Genomic DNA, 20,865 nt, shown 5'->3' on the forward strand with positions numbered 1-20,865 from the left:
TCGGGGCCAGGGCGCACGCGAGCGCGACAGTGGCCGCGCCTCGTACGAAAACCGCCTCAGCGTACCGGGCGCCGGCCACGGTGACCCGACCCCGCGCCCGGGGCGGGCGGGGGTGCGAGCTTTGTCACACGACCGCGCGGACGGCTCGGGTCAGCCCGCGAAACGGGGCAGCGCCTCGGCGATCTGCGGGACGTCCAACTGTCCCTGGCAGACCGCGAGCACGAATTTCTCGGCTTCGTCCACGTCGAAGTCCGCCCGGAGCCGGTGGCCGTTGATCTGGAGGAACACCCACGTCGCATACCACGCAAGGCGCTTGTTACCGTCCACCATGGCGTGGTTGCGGGCGAGCGACTCCATGAGGGCCGCTGCCTTCTGCCACAGGTCGGGGTAGGCGTCCTGGCCGAACACGCTCGCCTGGGGGCGCGCAAGGGCGGACTCCAGCAGCCCATAGTCGCGTACTTCATCGGCCCCGAGCCGCTGAGCCAGGTTGAGCAACTCGGGCAGTACCAGGAAATGCGTCATGCAAGCCTGCGGTTCAGCTCGCCGCTGACCTTGAGCACGTGAGCCGCGGCGTCCTCGAACAGACGCGACCGCTCGCTTATGGCGCGCACCACCGCATCGTGGGCGACCACCTGCATGCTCGTCCCCTCGGCCTCGGCACGCTGACGCAGAGCCTCGAGCTCTTCCTCGGTGAACCGCACATTCAATCCGGGCATGAATCCATGGTACCAGCTGGTACCGCCTAGTGTGACGCCTCCGACCCGACCCGCAGCCTCGCCGCGATGGCCACGCCCGACAGGGCGATCGCCGCGGCCGGGAGGAAGACCGCGGCGAAGGCGGCGGGGTGGGCGGTGGACAGGGCCGGGTGAGTGGGGTCGGGGGCGGTGGAGCCGCCGCCGAGGGCGGTGAAGACGGTGCCGGCCCCTGCGGTGAGCAGGATCGTGGACAGGGCGTCGCTGACCTGGAGGGCGGCGGAGTTGGCGCCGGCGTCCTGGGCCGGGGAGAGCTGGAGCAGCAGCACACCGATCGAGGAGATGGCCAGCCCCATGCCGAAGCCGCCGACGCACCAGGCCAGGGCCACGATCCAGGGCGGCACCGCGTGGTCCAGGGCGAGCGGCACCACGGCGACGGCGGTCGCGGACAGCAGCATGCCGAGCTGGACCAGCCGTTCCCGCACGGCCGCGAGCGCCGGGCGGGCCTGCACCCAGGAGCCCAGCGCCCAGGTGACGCCCCCGCCGGCCAGCGACAGCCCGGCCAGGGTCGCCGACAGCCCGCGCTGGGTGACCAGCATCAGCGGGACGAAGCTCTCCGCGGCGATGAACGTGCCGGCGCACACCCCGCGCATCAGCACGACCGTGGGCATCCCCCGAGCCGCCCGGAAGGTCCCGCGCGGCAGCAGCCGTATCGCGGCAGGCACGAGCAGCGCGGCCCCGGCCACGGCCGGCAACGCCGACAGCGGGCGCAGGTCCTGCCCGGCGTACTGCAGCAGGACGGCTCCGACAGCGACGGCCGCGGCCAGCCGGACACGGCCGGTGGGGTTACGGATTCCGGTACGCGTACGGGCTCCGGGTCCGGTTCCTGGTCCGACCCCGGGTCCGGCCCCGGGTGCGCCGGAGTCGGCGGCCGGAGTGCCGCCGCCGGTACGCCGCAGGGTGGGCAGCATCACCGCGAGCGGGAGCGCCACCAGCACCGGGATGGCCAGGAACACCCATCGCCAGCCGAGCTGTTCGGTGATCGTGCCGGACACCAGCGGGCCCACGATGGAGGGGACCACCCAGGAGGCGGCGAAGGCGGCCATCACCGCGGGCCGCAGCCGTTCCGGAAAGGCGCGCCCCACCACCACGTACAGCGCCACGATCACCAGCCCGCCGCCCAGCCCCTGCACGGCGCGCCCCAGCAGGAACGGCCACATGGACCGGGCCGTCCCGCTGATCACCAGCCCGGCGGCGAACCCGGCTATGCCCGCGGAGAGCGGCTGCAGCGGGCCGCGCCGGTCGCACCACTGACCGCTGGCCACCATGGCCGGCAACGACGTGGTGAAGTACCCGGAGAACGCGAACGCGTACAGCCCCAGGCCGTGCAGCTCGCGCGCGGCGATCGGCATCGCGGTGCCCACGGCGGTCGCCTCGAACGCGATCATCAGCACCACGGACACGATGCCGAGCGTCAACGCACGGTAGCTCCGCCCGAGCACCCCCTCCTCGAGCTCCTCGACCTCCGCGGGAATCCCCTGGTCACGCCGTACCCGTGCAACAGCCACCCGCTTAGCGTAAGGGGCAAACCGCCACTACGCCCCTGCCGTGCGCCCGATCCCTCCTCCGCCTCCGGTCCCGGTCCCTCCGACCGATCCCACCCCTCCACCCGCCCGTTCGTGAACGCCGTATGGCAGTCCCATTGCACGGCCCCCCGAACCATTGACCCCCACCCCCGCCACCCGCCATCGTCGAATCACACGCACACCACGGCCGTGTGCCCGAGTGGTTGAGGGACTCGCCTGCAAAGCGAGTTACGCCGGTTCGATTCCGGTCACGGCCTCCAAGCTTCACGTCCACGTCCGGACTCGCCTGCACTGTGCTTGTTCAGCGGGCTCCGCCCGCGGAGAGTCACACCGGTTCGATTCCGGTCACGGCCTCCAAGCACCACATTCACGTCGAGACTCGCCTGCGCTGCGTGCCGCCCGGACTCGCCTGCGCTGCGTGCCGTTGCGGGCTCTCGCGTATCGGGTCGGGGCAGTCGTCCATTACGAGGTCCTTGCAGAAGGTCGATGCGGGCCCCGTGATCAACGGAATTCTGCAATGCTCTCAGTCCGGCAACCCCCGGCCAGGGGCCGTCGACCGGTCCGCGGCCCGGGAAGCACTGCGGAACGGACGGACGGCGCCGCGCGCGGGCGGGGAGGACGAACGGGGACGCGCGGGGAAGGAGGGACGCCGATGGACGAGGCGTCGCTCGAACGGGCCGTCGTGGTCATCACCGGGGTCATGGCCTCGGGCAAGTCCACGGTGGCGCAATTGCTGGCCGAACGGCTGCCACGGGCGGTGCACGTGCGTGGTGACGTGTTCCGGCGGATGGTGGTCTCCGGGCAGCGGGAGAGGGTGCCCGGCGGGGACGAGGAGGCCGCGGAGCAGTTGCGGTTGCGGTACCGGGCCACTGCGGCCACCGCAGATCTGTACGCCGCCGCCGGCTGGACCGCGATCGTGCAGGACGTGGTACTCGGCGAGCATCTCGAGCCGTATCTCGCGGCGATCGGTACCAGGCCGCTCTATCTCGTGGTGCTCGCGCCCAGCGCGGACGCGGTGGCCCGGCGGGAGGCCGGGCGGGCGAAGAGCGGTTACGGGTCCTGGACCGTGGGCGGGCTCGATCATGTGCTGCGGGACCGGACGCCCAGGCTCGGGTTGTGGGTGGACAGTTCGGACCAGTCGCCGGAAGAAACGGTCGACGCGGTGATGGGTGGGCTCGCGGAGGCCCTGGTCGCGGGTTAGGGCGCGCTCCCCCGGGCCTCGCCCTTAGCGGCAACCAGCTCGGGGAGTTCTGTGCGATGCCGGGTGTCCGTGCATTGTGGCTTGTCGCGCAGTTCCCCGCGCCCCTGAAGTTGCCGTGCTCCCGCACGGGCGTCCGTCTCCGGGCTCGGCCTTTGTGCGGCCCGCCTCGTCGGTCCGGGTGCGCCGTGGCTGGTCGCGCTCACGCGGCGCCAGCCGCACATCGAAAACAGCCCCGCGCCCCTTGAAAGCCCAGCCCATCCGCAAGGGTCCCGGCGCCCCTCAAAGCCCAGCCCATCCGCAAGGGTCCCCCACCCCGCGGAAAGAGCCCCACCCTCAGGGGTTCGCCGGGGGCTTGACGATCGCCGCCTGGGGGCGGATGGGGAGGCGGTTGACGGGGCGGCCGGTGGCGGCGCGGACCGCGGCGGCGACGGCGGCGGGGGAGGTGACGACGGGGACCGCGGAGACGGGCTTCGCGCCGAAGGGGGCGAGGACGTCGCGTTCTTCGACGAGGCGGACGATGCGGACATCGGGGGCGTCGAGGGCGGTGGGGAGCGGGTAGCCGGTGAAGGAGGGGCGTTTGACGATGCCGCGGGGGGCGCGCAGGTCTTCCATGAGGGCCAGGCCGACGCCCTGGGTGACGCCGGCCTCGATGCGGGCGGCGAGCTGGCGGGGGTTGAGGACGCGGCCGACGTCCTGGGCGACGGCGAGTTCGACCACGCGGACCGCGCCGAGCTCGATGTCGACGTCGACCACCGCGCGGATCGCGCAGAACGCGAGGCCCACGAAGGCGTCGCCCTGGCCGACCTCGTCGAGCCGGTCGGTGGGGTGCGGGCGGCACTGCGCGGTGGCCCACAGCTCCTTGCCGTCCAGCGTCTCGGCGACGGTCGTGGACAGCACCCCGTCGTACGAGGTGATCTTGCCGTCGGCGATGGTGAGCAGCTCCACCGACATGCCGAACTGGGCGGCCAGCGGCTGGAGAAGCTGGGTGCGCACCATCTTCGCGGCGCGTTCGACCGCACCGGCCGACACCCAGGTGTGGCGGCCGCGGGCGGCGGGGCCGGCGGGCGGCTGATCGGTGTCGGAGCCGAGCACGCGGACGTCCTCGACGCCCAGCACTTCCTGGACGACCTGCCGGGCCAGGGTGGAGAAGCCCTGGCCGGTCTCGACGGCGGCGCAGATGACGGTGGCGCGCCCGTCGTGGACGCGTACGGTCGCGGTGGACACCTCGTCGGTGCCCTCGGCGCCGAGCACGTGGACCATGCCGAGCGCGTAGCCGACGCCGCGCCGGACCGCGCCGGGCTCGCCGGCCCCCGCGGTGCCGCCGGGCAGCAGCCACTGCGACTCGTCCTCGCCGTCGGGCAGCGGCGGCAGGTCGGCGTCGCGGACCGCCGCGAGCAGTTCGCCGACCGGGGCCGGGCAGGTCACGGTCTGGCCGGTGGGCAGCAGGTCGCCGGTCGCCAGCACGTTGCGCATCCTCAACTCGGCCGGGTCCAGGCCGAGTTTGGCGGCGAGCTTGTCCATCTGGCCCTCGTAGGCGGCGCACACCTGGAGCGCGCCCTCGCCGCGTACGTGGCCGGAGGGCGGGTTGTTGGTGCGGACCGCCCAGCCCTCGACGAAGACGTGCGGGACGACGTAGGGGCCGGCGGCGAAGGCGACCGCGGCGGCCAGCGCGTCGGAGGAGGTGTCGGCATAGGCGCCGGCGTCGAGCAGGATCTGCGCCTCGACCTTGAGCAGGCGGCCGTCGGCGTCCGCGTGGTGGCGGTAGCGCAGCAGGGTGGGGTGGCGGTGGGCGTGGCCGAGGAAGGACTCCTCGCGGGTGGCGACGAACTTCACCGGGCAGCCGGTCTTCAGCGCCAAGAGGCCGAGCGGGAGTTGGACGCCGGGGTCCTCGCGGTCGCCCATGGCGCCGGGCACGCCGGTGACGACGACCTTGACGCGGTCGGCCTCCAGGCCGAAGCAAGCGGCGGCCAGGTCGCGGTCGGCGTGCGGGTCGGTGGAGGCGACGTAGAGTTCCACGCCGCCGTCCGGGCGGGGCACGGCCAGGCCCGCTTCGGCGCCGATGGGGGCGGGGTCCTGGCGGCCGACCCGGTACAGGCCCTCCACCACGACCTCGCCGATCGCCTCGGGGTCGCCGAACCGCAGCGGGATGTGCCGGATCAGGTTGCCGTCGGGGTGCAGCGGTTCGGCGGCGAACGCCTTCTCCGGGTCGGTGACCGGTTCCAGCACCTCGTACTCGACCAGGATCGCGGCGGCGGCCAGCCGCGCGGTGTCCGGGTGGTCGGCGGCGACGGCGGCGATCGGCTCGCCGTGGTGGCGCACCATGTCCTTGGCGAAGACCGGCCGGTCGGCGACCCGCCGGCCGTGCATGGGCTCGCCGGGTACGTCCTCGTGGGTGACCACGGCCCGCACCCCGGGCATGGCCAGCGCCTCGGCGGTGTCGATCCGTACGATCCGCGCGTGCGGGTGCGGGGAGCGCAGCACCGCGGCCCACAGCAGGCCCTCGGCCCACAGGTCGGCGGCATAGGGGTACGTGCCCTGCGCCTTGGGCAGCGCGTCGGCGGACGGCACGGACGCCCCGATCCCGTGCGGCGGCGCCCCTTCGGCCAGCCCACCGGCCACGGGCGTCCCCTCGATCACGCTCATGCGACGCCTCCGTCCTGCGTGCTGTCCGGATGACCGGCCCCGGGCCGGGCGAGTACGGCGTTACGACCTCCCGCGCGGCCCGCGGCACGGCGGCCGGGCGCGGTGGCCGAAGCGTTTACGGAGCCGTCCGGCCCGGCGAACCCGGGGGCGGTCCGGGCCCGCGGCCGTCCCGTGGCAGAGGCCGACCCCGGCGTACGGACCGGCTGTGCGACCGTACGTGCCCCGCGGCGGCCGGCCGGCGGTACCGAACCGGCGATGCGGGCGAGCCCGCGGCCCCTCGGCTCGGCGGTCCGGGCCCCCGGCCGCCTCGTGACAGCGGCCGACCCCGGTGTACGGACCGGCTGCGCCGCCGTACGGGTGCCCGGGCGTGCGCCGGTGTGCGCCGGCGGGGGGGCCGTACCCGGGAGGGGACGGGCTGGGGTCATGCGGTGGCCTCCGGGGCGCCGGTCCTGGCCTGGTGGGGGACGCGGACCGGGTCGGAGTCGGCGGGGGTGCCGTCCTCGTCGGTGCCGCGCTCGGTGACGACCTGGCGGACGGCGTCCAGCACCCCGCGATAGCCCGAGCAGCGGCACAGGTTGCCGCTGATCGCCTGGCGTACGTCCAGGTCGGTGGGGTGGTGGTTGCCTTCGAGCAGGTCGTGGACGGTCATGGCCAGGCCCGGGATGCAGAAGCCGCACTGCACGGCGCCGCATTCGGCGAGGGCGCGCTGCACGTCGGAGGGGCGGCCGTCCACGGTCAGGCCCTCGACGGTACGGACCTCGCTGCCGGCCGCGGTGGCCGCGGGCACCAGGCAGGAGGCGACGAGCCGGCCGTCGACCTGCACCGAGCAGGCCCCGCACTCGCCCTGCTCGCAGCCGTCCTTGGCGCCGGCCAGGCCCAGCCGCTCGCGCAGCACGTACAGCAGCGACTCGCCGAGCCAGGCGTCGGTGACCGGCCGGTCGGTGCCGTTGACCCGCAGCATGTACGAGGCGACCGGGTGCTCGCTGCGGGTCGGCTCGGCGGGCTCGGGTTCCGGTTCGGGCGCGGCCTCGTCGTCGGTCTCCGGAGCGTCCAGCGCGCCCGCAGCGTCCGAAGTGTTCTGTGCGTCCGCCGCGGATGCCTCGGGAGGGAGCGGCTGCGCGGCACCGGGCGGCGCCGCCGGGTCGCCCTCGGGCAGGTCCGGGTGCGAGCCGGCCGCCTCGGGGGCGGGCCCCTCGGGGACCACGGCCTCGGGGAGGGGCTGCGGCGCGTAGGGGGCGGACGGGTCGGGCAGCGGGTCGCCGGCCGTCGGGAAGGACGTACCGGCCTCGGCGGCCAGTCCCGCGTCGGGCGCGGCGGCGTCCAGGGTGTGTGGAGCGGCCACCGCCGGGTCGTCGGGGTGGGCGGCCGGGGGCTCCACCCGCTCGGGGTCGTCCACCACGCCGGCCCAGGCGGCGTCGGCGGCCGGGGCGTGCGCGGGCAGCCAGGGCACGCCCCCGCTCTCGGGACCGGTGAACGCCGGCCACTCGCCGGTGAGATGGTCGCCGGAGCCGGAGCCGGCGCCGCGGTACACCGACGGGAAGTCCCCCGGCGCCTCGGTGCGCGGCGCCTGCGTGTGCAGGGCTTCGATGTGCGGGACTTCCGTATGCGGGGCTTCGATGTGCGGCGCTTCCGTGTGCACGGCCTCGGCGTGCGCCGCTTCCACGTGCGCCTGCCGGGCGGCGGCCCTGGCCGCTTCGGCGGCCTGCGCAGCCTCCGCGGCCGCCGCTTGGGCCGCCTGCGCGGCCTGTGCCGCCGCGGCCCCCTGCCCGAACATCCCCGCGGGGAAGGACTGGGTGGTGGGCGGGGCGGGCGAGGGCGCCTGGTCCCAGGCGGACGGGGAGTAGCTGCCGAGCGTGTACTCCCCCGATTCCACGTCCGGTTCGTCCCTGATGACCGGGATCGTCCACGCGGTGGCGGGGTCGGCCGGATCGGCACCGGACTGGTCGGGGGGCGCGGCCGGGCCGACCGGGCCGTGCGCGCCCAGCGGGTCCTCGCCGGGCCGCGGCTGCGGCGGGATCTGCGCGGCGAAGGAGACGTGCATGGTCTGGTCGGGGTCGTAGTCCCCGCCGCCCGGAACGGGCTGCCAGGCCCCGGAGTTGCCGGGCACGCCCGGCTGCTGCGGCTGGTCGGTCATGCCAGAGCCCTCCCGAGCGCTCGGCGGGACAGTGTGGCCACGGTACGCCGCAGTTGCACCGCGGCGGGCGGCAGTTCGACCCCGGGCTGATCGGGGATGCAGGCCGCCGCCACGTACTCCCCGAAGGCCGTGCAGGCCTCGGGCGCGAGCGTACGCTCCCCGTCCCAGTCGATCAGTCCGGCCACCCACTGCTCGGCCTCCAGGGGCCGCAGCGGCACCGGCGCGACCGCGCCGACCGAGCAGCGCACCTGGCGCCGGGCCGGGTCGACGACCAGGGCCACCGAGGCGGTGGCGCGGCCGGGCCCGGTGCGGCCGGTGGCTTTCAGGAAGGTCTGCGGGGCGTGCAGCAGCGGGATGCGGACGAAGGCCAGCAGTTCGCCGGGGCGCAGCGGGTCCATGCCGGTGAGCAGGTGGCTGACCGGCAGTTCGCGGTCGCCCTCCGGCCCGGCGAGGATCACGCTCGCCTCCAGCGCGGCCAGCACCGGCAGCGCGTCGCCGGTCGGGGCCGCGGTCACGATGTTGCCCCCGAGGGTGCCGGCGTTGCGGATCTGCGGCGGGCCGGCCGAGCGAGCGGCGGCGGCCAGCGCCGGGATCAGCGCGGCGAAGTCGGGGCGGCCCATCCGGGCGTGGGTCAGGCCCGCGCCCAGCAGCGCGGCACCGTCGGCGTACTGCCAGCCGCGGATCTCGCTGATCCGGCCGAGCCCGACCAGCGCGGCCGGGCGCAGCAGGCCGGAGTTGACGGCCGCCATCAGGTCGGTGCCGCCGGCGACCGGCACGGCGCTGGGCATGGCGGCCAGTGCCGCCACGGCCTCGTCGAGCGAGGACGGCAGCGTGACGTTCTCCGCCGCCTGTCCTGCATACGTGCTCACGCCGCTGCCCCTTCCCGGCTTCCTGCGTCACGCGGTAGCCGTACGGTACGTGCTGACAGCCCGGACGTGGCAACTCTGGCACATGTTCCCCGGTGGTGAGCGCGTGGGTCCATGACGTACCGGTCCGTCCGCCACGGGCCCGAACGCACCGACCTGCCGGTACGGCCGGTTGTGCGGTGGTCGCCGGGGCCCGGGGGTGTCGCCGTGGTACGTACGGGGTCCACGGTGCCAGGTGGACGCGGGTGCCGGCAGCCGATCGCGGAAAGTCCGACAAATACTCTGACAATAACTTTGACAATGGCTCACCCCACCGGGGGCGGGCCCGGCTTCGGGCGGCCGGGAATGCCGGGGCGGCGCTGCCAGGGGCGCGGGCCGCCGGGCGGGCGGTATTCCACGCCGAGGGCGTCGAGCCGGGCGTAGTGGGTGGTCATCCGGCGCTCGAAGCCGGGCCAGTCGCGCTCGGCGGGGGCGGGCAGCGGGGTCCAGGCGACCTCGGCGAAGGCGGCCAGCCGCGGGAAGGCCATGTAGTCCACCACCCGGACCGAGTCCATCACCTCGGTCCACGCGTTGGCCTGGGTGCCGATGACGTGCCGGGCCTCGTCCTCGGTGAGGTCGCCGGGCACCGGCTCGAACCGGTAGACGTCCTCCAGGGTGCGGGCGTGGGCGATCGGCACCGGCTCGTCGGGGTCCTCGGACTGCCGCCAGTCCAGGTAGACGTGGCTCTGCGGGCACATCACCACGTCGTGCCCGGCCCGGGCGGCGGCGATGCCGCCGCTGTAGCCGCGCCAGGAGGCGACGGCGGCGCCGGGGGCGAGGCCGCCCTCCAGGATCTCGTCCCAGCCGATCAGCCGCCGGCCGCGCTCGGCGAGCCACCGGTCGAAGTGCCGGATCAGCCAGCTCTGCAGCTCGTCCTCGTCCTTCAGCTCGAGCTCCACGATGCGGTCCTTGGCGGTGACCGAGGACTGCCACTGCTCCTTGGGGCACTCGTCGCCGCCGACGTGGACGAACTCGCCGGGAAAGATCTCCAGCAGCTCGGTGAGGACGTTCTCGTAGAAGCGCAGGGTGTCCTCGGTGGGGGCCAGCACATTGGGGTTGACGCCCCAGCTGGTGAGCACCCCGAGTTCGGTGGTGTCGATCACGTCGGCGTTGCCGAGTTCGGGGTAGGCGGCGATGGCGGCCTGGGAGTGGCCGGGGATGTCCACCTCGGGGACGACGGTGATGTGCCGCTCGGCGGCGTAGGCGACGATCTCGCGCAGGTCGTCCTGGGTGTAGTAGCCGCCGTGCGGGCGCTCGTCCCACACCTGGGACTCGCGCAGGCCCACCTTGGTGCGCGTCCGCCAGGCGCCGACCTCGGTCAGGCGCGGGTACTGCCGGATCTCCACCCGCCAGCCCTGGTCGTCGGTCAGGTGCAGGTGGAGCACGTTGAGCTTGTGGGCGGCCATCAGGTCCAGGTAGCGCAGCACCACGTCCTTGGGCATGAAGTGGCGGGCCACGTCCAGCATGAAGCCGCGCCAGCCGAAGCGGGGCGCGTCCTGGAGGTGCAGGGCGGGCACCCGCCAGGTGCGGCCCCGGCCCAGCGGAGCGCGGCGGTACGCGTCCGGGCCGAGGAGCTGGCGCAGGGTCTGCGCGCCCCAGAAGACGCCGGCAGGGCCCGCGCCGGTGATCCGTACGCCCGAGGACGGGTCCACGGTGATCCGGTACGCCTCCGGGCCGCCGGGTACGTGCTCGTCGATCGCCAGCCGCACCACCCCGTCGGCCGACCGCTCCCCCGGGGCGAACGCCAGCCCGGTGGCCGCGCCCAGCACCCCTCTCATCCACCGCGCCACCGCCTCCGTCCCCGGCCCTGCGGCCAGCACGGTCCCTGCCGTGAGCGTGAAGCCGTCCTCTTCCGAATACGCGGTGACGTGGCGGGGGTGCGGGATGAGATCCATGGAGGTCATCCTGCCTCCAGCATGGTCGATTGGCATAGACCATTGCGCGAACCCGCACGTGCGGGGGTGGTACGGGGAGGGCTGGGGTTGTGCGCTGCCTTACGTCAAAGACTCCGCAGACGTTCCACCCGCGCTCGGCCCACTGCCACCGCCGTGACCGTCAGGGCCAGCACCAGCCAGACCAGGTGGGCGGCCAGGAGGGCGGCCCAGGGGGTGCCGTGGATGCGGGCGGCGGAGAGGGCGAGGGTGGTGAGGAGCAGGGCGACGGCGCCGGCGAGCTGGGCGCGGCCGAGCCAGGTCTGGAGGAAGGCGCGGCGGGCGAACCAGCCGCCGTACCACCAGCTGACCGTGAGGGCGACGGCCAGGAGGAGGGGGAGGGCGATGCCGGCGACCAGGGCGACGGCCCAGGGGGCCCAGGGGTGGCCCTGGCTGGCGCGGTCGGAGGGGAGGGCGGTGGTGAGCAGCGGGACCAGGGGGAGCGCGGCGACCGCGTTCATCTCGCGGATGCGGCGCAGCCCGGGATCGCCGGCCAGTTCGGTGCGGACCGTGGCGCGGATGCCGCGCAGCCGGTGGCCCACCGGCATCCCGCTGCGGCGGCCGGCGGAGACCGCGAAGACGGCGATCAGAGTGATGCCCATCAGCGCGCCGACGCCGGCGGCGAGGAAGCCCCAGCCGTCGCCGCCCTCGATCCGGAAGAGCTGGAGGCCGAACAGCAGGGCCATGGCGGCGGCGCCGATGGCCGCGCCGGTGCGCGGGGCGGTCAGCTCGGCGGGTGAGGCGCCGAGTATCAGGGCGCGTTCCACGGCCTGCTGGTGCTCCGCGCGGTGCCGCCTGGGTATGCGGCCGAGCACGCCGCGCCCGGCGGTCAGCGAGCGGGCCAGGGCCACGTGCGCCTCGGCCTCGCGCGGGGCGAGCACGACCGCGCGGCGGGCGGCGGCCACCGCGTCGGGGACGCGGCCGAGCCGCCGGTAGACGTCGGAGAGCAGCACCGCCGGCTCCCAGCCGTCGGGGTCGGCGCCGCTCGCGCGCAGCGCCACGGTCAGTGCGGCATGCGCCTCGTCCAGGGCCAGCAGCACCACGCCGGCCAGGACGAAGACGTCCGCCGCCTCGGCCGGGCCGGCGATGGCCAGCGCCCAGTCGACGGTCTCGCGGGCCTGCGCGTGGCGTTTCTCCTGGGCGAGGATCCAGGCCCGCAGCAGGTAACCGGCGCTGCCGTTGCGCTCCACGAAGGCGTCGCCGACCGCGGCATGCGCCTCGGCGTAGCGGCCCTGGCCGACCAGGGCGTGCACCCGTTCCCCGATGACGGCGTCGTCGTCGTGGCCGTCGGGCTGGTCCGGTGCCCCGGACACGCCTCCGTCACCCACGCCGTTCAACGTTCTCCCCTGGATCCTGCCGCAGTCGTGCCGGCATGGCCGTCAGGCGCCGCCCTTGCCCTTGCCGGACTTGTCGCCGTCACCGCCGCCCAGCGGCATGCCCTCGTAGATCTCCTTGCACATCGGGCAGACCGGGTACTTCTTCGGGTCGCGGCCGGGGACCCACACCTTGCCGCACAGGGCGACAACGGGCGTGCCCTCCAGGGCGCTCGCCATGATCTTGTCCTTCTGGACATAGTGCGCGTAGCGCTCGTGGTCGCCGTCACCGTGGGATACCTGCGGAGTCGGCTCGACCAGGGTGCCGGTGCCGGTCCCGCGCTCGGGCTCAAGAGTGCTCATAACCGTCAAGCGTAAATGAGACCGCGGGTTAATTGAGCGACGGGTCGTCGGGATATGTGGCGACCATCGCCAATGCGCTGCGCTGCCGGCGCAGCACCGAGCGCCACAACCCCTCCGGGGCGGGCGAGGAGATGTCGCCGGGCTCGGACTCCACCACGTACCAGGCGCCCTCGGCGAGTTCCTTCTCCAACTGGCCGGGGCCCCAGCCCGAGTAGCCGGCGAAGATGCGCAGGCTGCCGAGTTCGGCGGCCAGCAGTTCCGGCGGCGCCTCCAGGTCGACCAGGCCGATCGCGCCGTGCACCCGGCGCCAGCCCAGCACCTCGGTGGCCTCGCCGCCCCGCGACTCGCCCGGGACGACGGCCAGGCCCAGCGCGGAGTCCAGCGAGACCGGGCCGCCCTGGAAGACCACCTGCGGGGCGCCGGCCAGCGCGGCCCACGGCTGGAGCACGTCGCCGACACCGACCGGGGTGGGCCGGTTGAGCACGACGCCGAGCGATCCTTGCGCGTCGTGGTCGAGCAGCAGCACCACGGACCGCTCGAAGTTGGGGTCGGCCAGGCGCGGGGTCGCCACGAGCAGCCGTCCGGTGAGCGAGGACACCTCGGTCATGGCTGACATGATCCCGCATCGCGTGGGCGCACGGAGCGGCCCGTCAAGCCGATTACCATGACTCACCTCCGCTCGTGCGGAGAGCGGGTCGTCTCCCCGTCCCGTTGCGACGGTCCCTGCCGACCGTCCTGCCCGAATGTTGCCGGCCGGCTCCGGCCGCCCGGCTGTCACTGCCCGTTCCGACGATCGCGAGACCATGAACGACATCGCCGATGTACTCATTGTCCATGGCGGAACCCCACTTGAGGGCGAGATCCGGGTCAGAGGTGCGAAGAACCTGGTGCCGAAGGCCATGGTCGCCGCTCTGCTCGGCAGCGAACCCAGCAGACTGCGCAACGTCCCGGACATCAGGGACGTACGGGTGGTGCGCGGGCTGCTCCAGCTCCACGGCGTGACGGTCGAGGCCGGGGACGAGCCCGGCGAGCTGCTGCTCGACCCCACCCGGATGGAGAGCGCCAACGTCGCCGACATCGACGCGCACGCCGGCTCCTCCAGGATCCCGATCCTGCTCTGCGGCCCGCTGCTGCACCGGCTCGGGCACGCCTTCATCCCGGGGCTGGGCGGCTGCGACATCGGGGGCCGGCCGATCGACTTCCACTTCGACGTGCTGCGGCAGTTCGGCGCGGTCATCGAGAAGCGGGCGGACGGCCAGTACCTGGAGGCGCCCAAGGGGCTGCGCGGCGCGAAGATCCGGCTGCCGTACCCGTCGGTGGGCTCCACCGAGCAGGTGCTGCTGACCGCGGTGCTCGCCGAGGGCGTCACCGAGCTGGCCAACGCGGCCGTGGAGCCGGAGATCGAGGACCTGATCTGCGTCCTGCAGAAAATGGGCGCGATCATTTCCATGGACACCGACCGCACCATCCGCATCACCGGAGTGGAGAAGCTGGGCGGTTACACGCACCGCGCCATTCCGGACCGGTTGGAGGCGGCATCGTGGGCGAGCGCGGCGCTCGCGACCGAGGGCGACATCTACGTGCGCGGCGCGCAGCAGCGGTCGATGATGACGTTCCTGAACACGTACCGGAAAGTCGGTGGCGCGTTCGAGATCGACGACGAGGGCATCCGGTTCTGGCACCCGGGCGGGCCGCTGAACGCGATCGCACTGGAGACCGACGTGCACCCGGGCTTCCAGACCGACTGGCAGCAGCCGCTGGTGGTGGCGCTGACCCAGGCGTCGGGGCTGTCCATCGTGCACGAGACGGTGTACGAGTCGCGGCTGGGCTTCACCGAGGCGCTCAACCAGATGGGCGCACACATTCAGCTCTACCGCGAGTGCCTGGGCGGCAGCGCCTGCCGGTTCGGGCAGCGCAACTTCCTGCACTCGGCGGTGGTGTCCGGGCCGACCAAGCTGGCGGGCGCCGACCTGGTGATCCCCGACCTGCGCGGCGGCTTCTCGTACCTGATCGCGGCGCTGGCCGCGCAGGGCATCTCCCGGGTGCACGGCATCAGCCTGATCAACCGGGGTTACGAGAACTTCACCGCGAAGCTGCGGGACCTCGGGGCGCAGATCGAGGTGCCCGGCGAGGACCGCGCCGCGGCCCGGGTGGCCTGACCGGCATCTGACCGGCACCGATCGGCACTCGATCGGCACAGCAGACGATGGCGGCGGTTCCCCTGCCGGGGGACCGCCGCCATCGATGTCAGAACCCGTCGCGCCCCGGGTTCTCAGTTGCCCTTGGCGGCTTCCTTCAGCTTGGAGCCCGCGGAGACCTTGACGCTGTACCCGGCGGGGATGTTGATCGGCTCGCCGGTCTGCGGGTTGCGGGCGGTGCGGGCCGCACGGTGGGTGCGCTCGAAGGTCAGGAAGCCGGGGATGGTGACCTTCTCGTCACCCTTGGCCACAACCTCACCGACGGTCTCGGCGAACGCGGCCAGAACGGCGTCGGCGTCCTTGCGGGTCACCTCGGCGCGGTCGGCCAGGGCGGCCACCAGCTCACTGCGGTTCATATCTGTACTCCCGTGTTCTTTCTGCCATGGGGGCGCGCGAGCCTGTAGCTGTTGCCGTGTGCCTCACTGCCCAGGTGTGCATCCTGCCCCCATATATGGGGGGAAAGCCAATCGCCTGCCCGCGCGAGTCGTGGAAAAAGCCCCTGGCGAGACCCGTGATGACGGATTGTCGTCACACCATAGACGCATCGAATCGGATTCCGCGACTTTTCGTGGCCGCCCGGTCACGCATGTATCAGGCAGCCGGACGTATCAAGCGGGCAGCGCCGCCGAGCCCGCGGCGGCCACGGCGGGGCCCTGGGCGCGCGCCGCGTCCCGTACGGCGTCGGCCACCGCACCCGCCACCTTGTCGTTGAAAACGCTGGGGACGATGTAGTTCGGGTTCAGCTCGGCGTCGCCGACCACCCCGGCCAGCGCGCGGGCCGCGGCCAGCATCATCTCGGTGTTCACCGTACGTGACTGGGCGTCCAGCAGGCCGCGGAAGACACCCGGGAAGACCAGCACGTTGTTGATCTGGTTCGGGAAGTCGCTGCGGCCGGTGGCGACCACCGCGGCGGTCTCCCGGGCGGCCGCCGGGTCCACCTCCGGGTCCGGGTTGGCCAGTGCGAACACGATCGCGCCGTCGGCCATCCGGGCGATGTCCGAGCCGTCCAGCACGTTCGGCGCCGACACGCCGATGAACACGTCGGCGCCGACCACGGCGTCCTTCAGGGTGCCGGTGACGCCCTCGGGGTTGGTGTTGTCCGCGATCCAGCGCAGCGCCGAGTCGGGATCGGCGTTCACCAGGTCGTCGCGCTCGGCGTGCACCACGCCGTGGATGTCGGCCACCACCGCGTGCTTCACCCCGGCCGCGATCAGCAGCTTCAGAATGGCGGTGCCGGCCGCGCCCGCCCCGGACATCACCACCCGCAGCCCGCCGATCTCCTTGCCGACGCAGCGCAGCGCGTTGGTCAGCGCCGCCAGCACCACGATCGCGGTGCCGTGCTGGTCGTCGTGGAACACCGGGATGTCCAGCGCCTCGCGCAGCCGCGCCTCGATCTCGAAGCAGCGCGGCGCGGAGATGTCCTCCAGGTTGATGCCGGCGAAGCCGGGCGCGATCGCCTTGACGATCGCCACGATCTCGTCGGTGTCCTGGGTGTCCAGGCACAGCGGCCACGCGTCGATCCCCGCGAACCGCTTGAACAGCGCCGCCTTGCCCTCCATCACCGGCAGCGCGGCCTTCGGCCCGATGTTCCCCAGGCCCAGCACCGCCGAGCCGTCGGTCACCACGGCCACCGAATTGCGCTTGATGGTCAGCCGGCGCGCGTCGTCCGGGTTCGCCGCGATCGCCATGCACACCCGCGCCACGCCCGGCGTGTACACCATGGACAGGTCGTCACGGTTGCGGATCGGGTGCTTGGACGCCATCTCGATCTTGCCGCCCAGGTGCATCAGGAACGTACGGTCGGACACCTTGCCGATCGACACGCCCTCGATGCCGCGCAGCTTGCTCACGATCTCGTCGGCGTGCGCGGTCGACGTCGCCGCGATCGTCACGTCGATCCGGAGCCGCTCGTGTCCCGACGCCGTCACGTCCAGGCCGGTCACCGACCCGCCGGAGGACTCCACCGCCGTGGTGAGCTGGCTGACCGCGGTTCCGCTCGCGGGCACCTCCAGCCGCACCGTGATCGAGTACGAGACGCTGGGCGCCGTTGCCATGACGACCTTCTTCCGGGTTTTCCGTGCGCGTGCCGCCGGGGCGGCAGGTGTGCCTGTCGATGCGTGTTTGATGCCTGTCGATCGTGTCACCTACTGCCCGGTACACGGAAACCGCCCGGGCAAAGAACTGGTGGCCACGGAGTGATCGGCAGGATTTCCGCCGTCAGGGAAGAGGTTCCGCCCGTCATTTGTTAGCCTGGGTGAGGCACCGGCCCGATCCAAGCCCCCGGGCCCAACCTTAGGCGCTTCGAGCGCCCACTTGCCGCGAGGCGAGCATGGCGGGTCGGTGTCGTAAACGTCACGGCTCTCGCCCTTCCGCCAGGAAGAGCGAGAGCCGTTTGCGTGTGCAAGGGTGCCGGTGCGGGAGCACGTCACCCCAGAGGCGCGGGGGCCGCCCGTGCGGAGCACGGCACCCCCAGGGGCGCGGGGCTGCATCCAATATGCGGCTGGCGCCGCGTGAGCGCGACAAGCCACAGCCCACCGGCACCCGGCACTGCACAGAACCCCCCGAGCTGGAACCCGCAAAAGCCCAAGCCGGAAAGAAGCCGCACCTCAGTCGCGCCGCAACAGATCCGGTACCCCCTCGTGATCGGGAAGATCACGAGGCCCTGCCAGAACGGTCAGCCGTTGGGTCGCCCGCGTCAGCGCCACGTAGAGAACCCGCAGCCCCGCCGAAGACTCCTCGGCGATCTCCGCCGGGGAGACGACGACCGTCGCGTCGTACTCCAACCCCTTCGCCTCAAGGCTGCCCAGCGCGACGACCCGCTCGCCGAGCCCGGCCAGCCACGTACGCGCCTGGGCCCGCCGGTTCATGGCGACGACAACCCCCACCGTGCCGTCCACCTCGTCGAGCAGCCCCGCGGCGGCGGCCCGTACCTGGGCGCCCAGATCCTCACCGACCACCTCGTAACGCGGCAGGATGCCGGTGGAGCGCACCGCGCGGGGGGACACCGTTCCGGGCATGGCAAGGGAAAGCACCGTACTGGCCACCTCGGCGATCTCCGCCGGGTTGCGGTAGTTCACGGTGAGGGTGAAGCGCCGCCGCGGCCGGGTGCCGAGCGCCTCGTCGCGGGCGCGGGCGGCCTCGTCCGTGTCGATCCAGGAGCTCTGCGCGGGATCGCCCACCACCGTCCAGGTGGCGGTACGCCCCCGGCGCCCGACCATGCGCCACTGCATGGGCGTGAGGTCCTGCGCCTCGTCGACGATGACGTGCGCGTACTCCGTGCGTTCCCGGGCCAGCCGGTCGGCGCGCTCCCGGCGGCTCTCGCCGCGCTCGGGCATCAGCTCCTCCAGGCCGGTGAGCTGGTCCAACGGGTCCAGCTCGCGCTTCTTCTCCCGGGGCGGAGCGCCGAGCAGCGCGTCCAGCTCGTCCAGCAGCGCCACGTCGTGCACCGACACGCCGCCGCGGCGCAGCGACCGCGCCACTCGCCGTACCTCCGGCGGAGTGAGCACCCGGCGGGCCCAGCGGCCGAGCCGCCGGTCGTCGGCGAGCGCGGCCAGCACGGTGCGCGGCTCCAGCAGCGGCCACCAGGCGTCGAGGAAGTCGGTGAAGTCGGACTCCGTGCTGACGTCCTCGTCGAAGCCCTGGCGTTCCTCGACGGCCAGTTCCGCGTCGTCGAAGCGGCGGCCGGTCTTGCGCCACAAGGCGTCCAGCAGCAGCCGGCGGGCCCGCGGGCGCAGCAGGTTGACCGGGGCGGTGCCGCTCAGCACCTGCCGGCGCACCTCGGCCAGCTCCTCCTCGTCCAGCTCGATCCGCCGGCCGAACGCCACCACCCGCAGCCGGGCCGGCCGGTCCGGGCCCAGGTCGAGCGCACCGCGGGCGGCGCTGCGCAGCACCTTCAGCATCCGCAGCGAGCCCTTGACCCGGGCCACGGCCGGCTCGTCGTAGAGGTCGGCGGTGACTCCGTCCACCAGCGAGCCGAGCGCCCGGATCGCCACCTGGCCCTCCTCGCCGAGGGAGGGCAGCACGCCCTCGGTGTAGGCGACCAGCAGCGGGGTGGGGCTGACGCACAGGATGCCGCCGGAGTAGCGGCGGCGGTCCTGGTAGAGCAGGTACGCCGCCCGGTGCAGGGCGACGGCGGTCTTGCCGGTGCCGGGGCCGCCGGTCACCTCGGTGACGGACGCGGCGGGGGCGCGGATCACCGTGTCCTGCTCGGCCTGGATGCTGGCCACGATGTCCCGCATGGTGTGCGTACGTGCCTGGCCCAGCGCCGCCATCAGGGCGCCGTCGCCGACCACCGGCAGGCCCGTGACCAGGTCGGGCCGCAGCAGGTCGTCCTCGACGCCGAGCACCTTGCGTCCCCGGGAGCGGATCACCCGGCGGCGCACCACCCGGCCGGGGGCCACCGGCGTGGAACGGTAGAAGGGGGCGGCGGCCGGCGCCCGCCAGTCGATGACCAGGGGCGCGTACTCGGTGTCCAGCACCCCGATCCGGCCGATGTGCAGGGTCTCGGCGATGTCGGCGCCGGCGTCCGGGCCCACCGCGTCGTCGGCGGGGTCCACCGAGGTGTACGCGCCGTCCGGGCCCTTCTTGCCGTCCTTGCCGCGCAGCAGGTCGATCCGGCCGAACAGGAAGTCCTCGAACTCGCTGTTGAGGCGGCTCAGGTGCATCCCGGCCCGGAAGACCTGGGCGTCGCGCTCGGCCAGCGCGCCCGGCGTACCCACCTGGGCGCCCTTGGCGGCGTCGCTGACCAGGAACTCGGCCTCCCGGATCTTCTCCTCCAGACGCCGGTACACCCGGTCCAGGTGCGCCTGCTCGGCGGCGATCTCCTGCTCCCGGACCCCGGGTGCCGCGGTCTGCGCTGCCACGCAGAACCCCTTTCTTCTCCCATCGGTGCCCCCTCGGCCGAGCGGCCCGACAGCAGCGACGGGGCACGGTTGCCGCTCCGCTGTCCGTACGAAGGGGTAGCCGACAACCGTACGCGACCTGCACCGTTTCTTTCCAGCCCGGTGGGTGGGCGCGCGGTGGCGATTGTGTGATCTCTTGCGGCGCGCGGCGTTCCCGGCCTCAGCGCTGGACGGCGGCCACCGTCGTACGGCGGCGGTGCCGGGCCACGCGCTCCCTGTTGCCGCACACCTCGCTGCTGCACCACCGGCGGCGCCGCCCCCGGCTGGTGTCCAGGTACACCAGGCTGCAGTCCTCGCCGGCGCACCGCCGCAGCCGGGACCGGTCCAGCGGGTCGGTGAACAGCTCCACCGCGTCCCGCGCCACCACCGCGAGCAGCGCCTCACAACTCGGCGGCGCGGTCAGCGCCCGCACCAGCAGCCCGTCACCCCCGGTCAGCGCACACGGCACGGGCGGCGCCGGCCGCGCCGCCGCGTTGAGCGCCGCCACATCCCCCTGCTCCGTACCCCCGCCGTCCAACTCCGCGGTCACCATCCGCCCGATGACCTCGCGCAACTCGATGAACCGGGCCACCCAGCTCTCCCCCGGCACCACCTCCGCCTCCACCGGCACGATCCGTACCCCCCGGATCCACTGAGTCAGCCGCTCAACCGTCAGCAACTGCTCCTGCACCGGCACCCGCCCCGCCCTGGTCGCCACCAGGTCCAGCGACACGCGCCCGCTGTCGAACCGCATCGCCCCGCCGCCTTCCTTCCCACCACCCGTCACCCTCCCCCCCAGGGTGCCCGGACCGCTCCCCCGGGGCTAGCCCCTTCTCGGGCGAACGCAGCGTGCGCGGTGTCCGGCACGCCTCGGGGCGCGGGCCGAAATGTGCTGCCCCGCAGGGGCAGCGCACCGCACGGAGGACGGCACCCCTCAGGGGCGCGGGGCTGTACTCAATATGCGGCTGGCGCCGCGTGAGCGCGACAAGCCACAACGCGCCGGGAACCGTTCAGAGCCC

16 protein-coding genes and 1 tRNA gene are annotated in these 20,865 nt (G+C 73.6%); 3 read left to right on the forward strand and 14 right to left on the reverse strand.

Features of this window, described 5'->3' with window-relative positions; genetic code table 11:
* Nucleotides 1-150: 150 nt before the first annotated feature.
* Genes ITX44_RS30570 through ITX44_RS30580 form a run of 3 tightly spaced genes read right to left on the reverse strand, consistent with a single transcriptional unit; the run spans nucleotide 151 to nucleotide 2,140 of the window.
* Complete coding sequence (locus ITX44_RS30570) at nucleotides 151-522, reverse strand: type II toxin-antitoxin system death-on-curing family toxin (RefSeq protein WP_205361214.1); 372 nt, start codon at nucleotides 520-522, stop codon at nucleotides 151-153.
* Nucleotides 519-716 carry a hypothetical protein gene (locus ITX44_RS30575; RefSeq protein ID WP_205361216.1) on the reverse strand — a complete coding sequence of 66 codons (198 nt, stop codon included), beginning with the start codon at nucleotides 714-716 and terminating at the stop codon, nucleotides 519-521. The genes ITX44_RS30570 and ITX44_RS30575 overlap by 4 nt, the downstream gene beginning before the upstream one ends.
* A gap of 26 nt (nucleotides 717-742) precedes the next feature.
* Nucleotides 743-2,140: an MFS transporter gene (locus ITX44_RS30580; RefSeq protein ID WP_205361323.1), complete on the reverse strand. Its 1,398-nt coding sequence runs from the start codon at nucleotides 2,138-2,140 to the stop codon at nucleotides 743-745.
* Between the two features lie 323 nt (nucleotides 2,141-2,463).
* Between ITX44_RS30580 and ITX44_RS30585 the strand changes: the two genes are divergently transcribed.
* Together ITX44_RS30585 and ITX44_RS30590 are read left to right on the forward strand one after the other, a co-directional pair.
* Nucleotides 2,464-2,538 (forward strand) — tRNA-Cys (locus ITX44_RS30585).
* 392 nt (nucleotides 2,539-2,930) lie between these two features.
* Nucleotides 2,931-3,479: an AAA family ATPase gene (locus ITX44_RS30590; protein ID WP_205361218.1), complete on the forward strand. Its 549-nt coding sequence runs from the start codon at nucleotides 2,931-2,933 to the stop codon at nucleotides 3,477-3,479.
* A 333-nt stretch (nucleotides 3,480-3,812) separates the two neighbouring features.
* Here the strand turns inward: ITX44_RS30590 and ITX44_RS30595 are convergent, their stop codons facing one another.
* The 7 genes from ITX44_RS30595 to ITX44_RS30625 all read right to left on the reverse strand — a co-directional run bounded on the left by ITX44_RS30595 (nucleotide 3,813) and on the right by ITX44_RS30625 (nucleotide 13,384).
* A complete protein-coding gene (locus tag ITX44_RS30595; protein ID WP_205361219.1) occupies nucleotides 3,813-6,122 on the reverse strand; it encodes a xanthine dehydrogenase family protein molybdopterin-binding subunit in 2,310 nt (769 codons plus the stop codon).
* 421 nt (nucleotides 6,123-6,543) lie between these two features.
* Nucleotides 6,544-8,256 (reverse strand): (2Fe-2S)-binding protein, encoded by a 1,713-nt coding sequence (locus tag ITX44_RS30600; RefSeq protein ID WP_205361220.1) that lies wholly within the window; start codon nucleotides 8,254-8,256, stop codon nucleotides 6,544-6,546.
* Nucleotides 8,253-9,125: an FAD binding domain-containing protein gene (locus ITX44_RS30605; protein WP_205361222.1), complete on the reverse strand. Its 873-nt coding sequence runs from the start codon at nucleotides 9,123-9,125 to the stop codon at nucleotides 8,253-8,255. Before ITX44_RS30605 ends, ITX44_RS30600 begins: the two co-directional genes overlap by 4 nt.
* A gap of 302 nt (nucleotides 9,126-9,427) precedes the next feature.
* On the reverse strand, nucleotides 9,428-11,056 hold the full coding sequence (locus ITX44_RS30610) for a beta-N-acetylhexosaminidase (RefSeq protein WP_372441042.1): 1,629 nt from the start codon (nucleotides 11,054-11,056) through the stop codon (nucleotides 9,428-9,430).
* Nucleotides 11,057-11,160: 104 nt separating this feature from the next.
* Complete coding sequence (locus ITX44_RS30615; RefSeq protein ID WP_205361226.1) at nucleotides 11,161-12,405, reverse strand: tetratricopeptide repeat protein; 1,245 nt, start codon at nucleotides 12,403-12,405, stop codon at nucleotides 11,161-11,163.
* A gap of 66 nt (nucleotides 12,406-12,471) precedes the next feature.
* On the reverse strand, nucleotides 12,472-12,768 hold the full coding sequence (locus ITX44_RS30620; RefSeq protein WP_205361228.1) for a DUF3039 domain-containing protein: 297 nt from the start codon (nucleotides 12,766-12,768) through the stop codon (nucleotides 12,472-12,474).
* Between the two features lie 28 nt (nucleotides 12,769-12,796).
* Nucleotides 12,797-13,384, reverse strand: a complete 588-nt coding sequence (locus ITX44_RS30625; RefSeq protein ID WP_205361230.1) for a YqgE/AlgH family protein — start codon at nucleotides 13,382-13,384, stop codon at nucleotides 12,797-12,799.
* A gap of 187 nt (nucleotides 13,385-13,571) precedes the next feature.
* Between ITX44_RS30625 and murA the strand changes: the two genes are divergently transcribed.
* Entirely contained in the window at nucleotides 13,572-14,927 is a 1,356-nt protein-coding gene (murA, locus tag ITX44_RS30630; RefSeq protein WP_205361232.1) for a UDP-N-acetylglucosamine 1-carboxyvinyltransferase, read from the forward strand.
* A 113-nt stretch (nucleotides 14,928-15,040) separates the two neighbouring features.
* On the opposite strand, the gene ITX44_RS30635 is transcribed toward murA, so the two are convergent.
* The 4 genes from ITX44_RS30635 to ITX44_RS30650 form a co-directional block, all read right to left on the reverse strand.
* Nucleotides 15,041-15,322: an HU family DNA-binding protein gene (locus tag ITX44_RS30635; RefSeq protein WP_205361234.1), complete on the reverse strand. Its 282-nt coding sequence runs from the start codon at nucleotides 15,320-15,322 to the stop codon at nucleotides 15,041-15,043.
* A gap of 252 nt (nucleotides 15,323-15,574) precedes the next feature.
* Nucleotides 15,575-17,020, reverse strand: coding sequence for an NAD-dependent malic enzyme (locus ITX44_RS30640; RefSeq protein WP_205361236.1), 1,446 nt, complete (start codon nucleotides 17,018-17,020; stop codon nucleotides 15,575-15,577).
* 552 nt (nucleotides 17,021-17,572) lie between these two features.
* Complete coding sequence (locus tag ITX44_RS30645) at nucleotides 17,573-19,828, reverse strand: HelD family protein (protein ID WP_205361238.1); 2,256 nt, start codon at nucleotides 19,826-19,828, stop codon at nucleotides 17,573-17,575.
* Between the two features lie 199 nt (nucleotides 19,829-20,027).
* The gene (locus ITX44_RS30650; RefSeq protein WP_205361243.1) at nucleotides 20,028-20,600 is read right to left on the reverse strand and encodes a CGNR zinc finger domain-containing protein; all 573 of its coding nucleotides are present in this window, start codon (nucleotides 20,598-20,600) and stop codon (nucleotides 20,028-20,030) included.
* Nucleotides 20,601-20,865: the final 265 nt, after the last annotated feature.

This window comes from Actinacidiphila acididurans (genome assembly GCF_016918855.1).
GTDB lineage: Bacteria > Actinomycetota > Actinomycetes > Streptomycetales > Streptomycetaceae > Actinacidiphila > Actinacidiphila acididurans.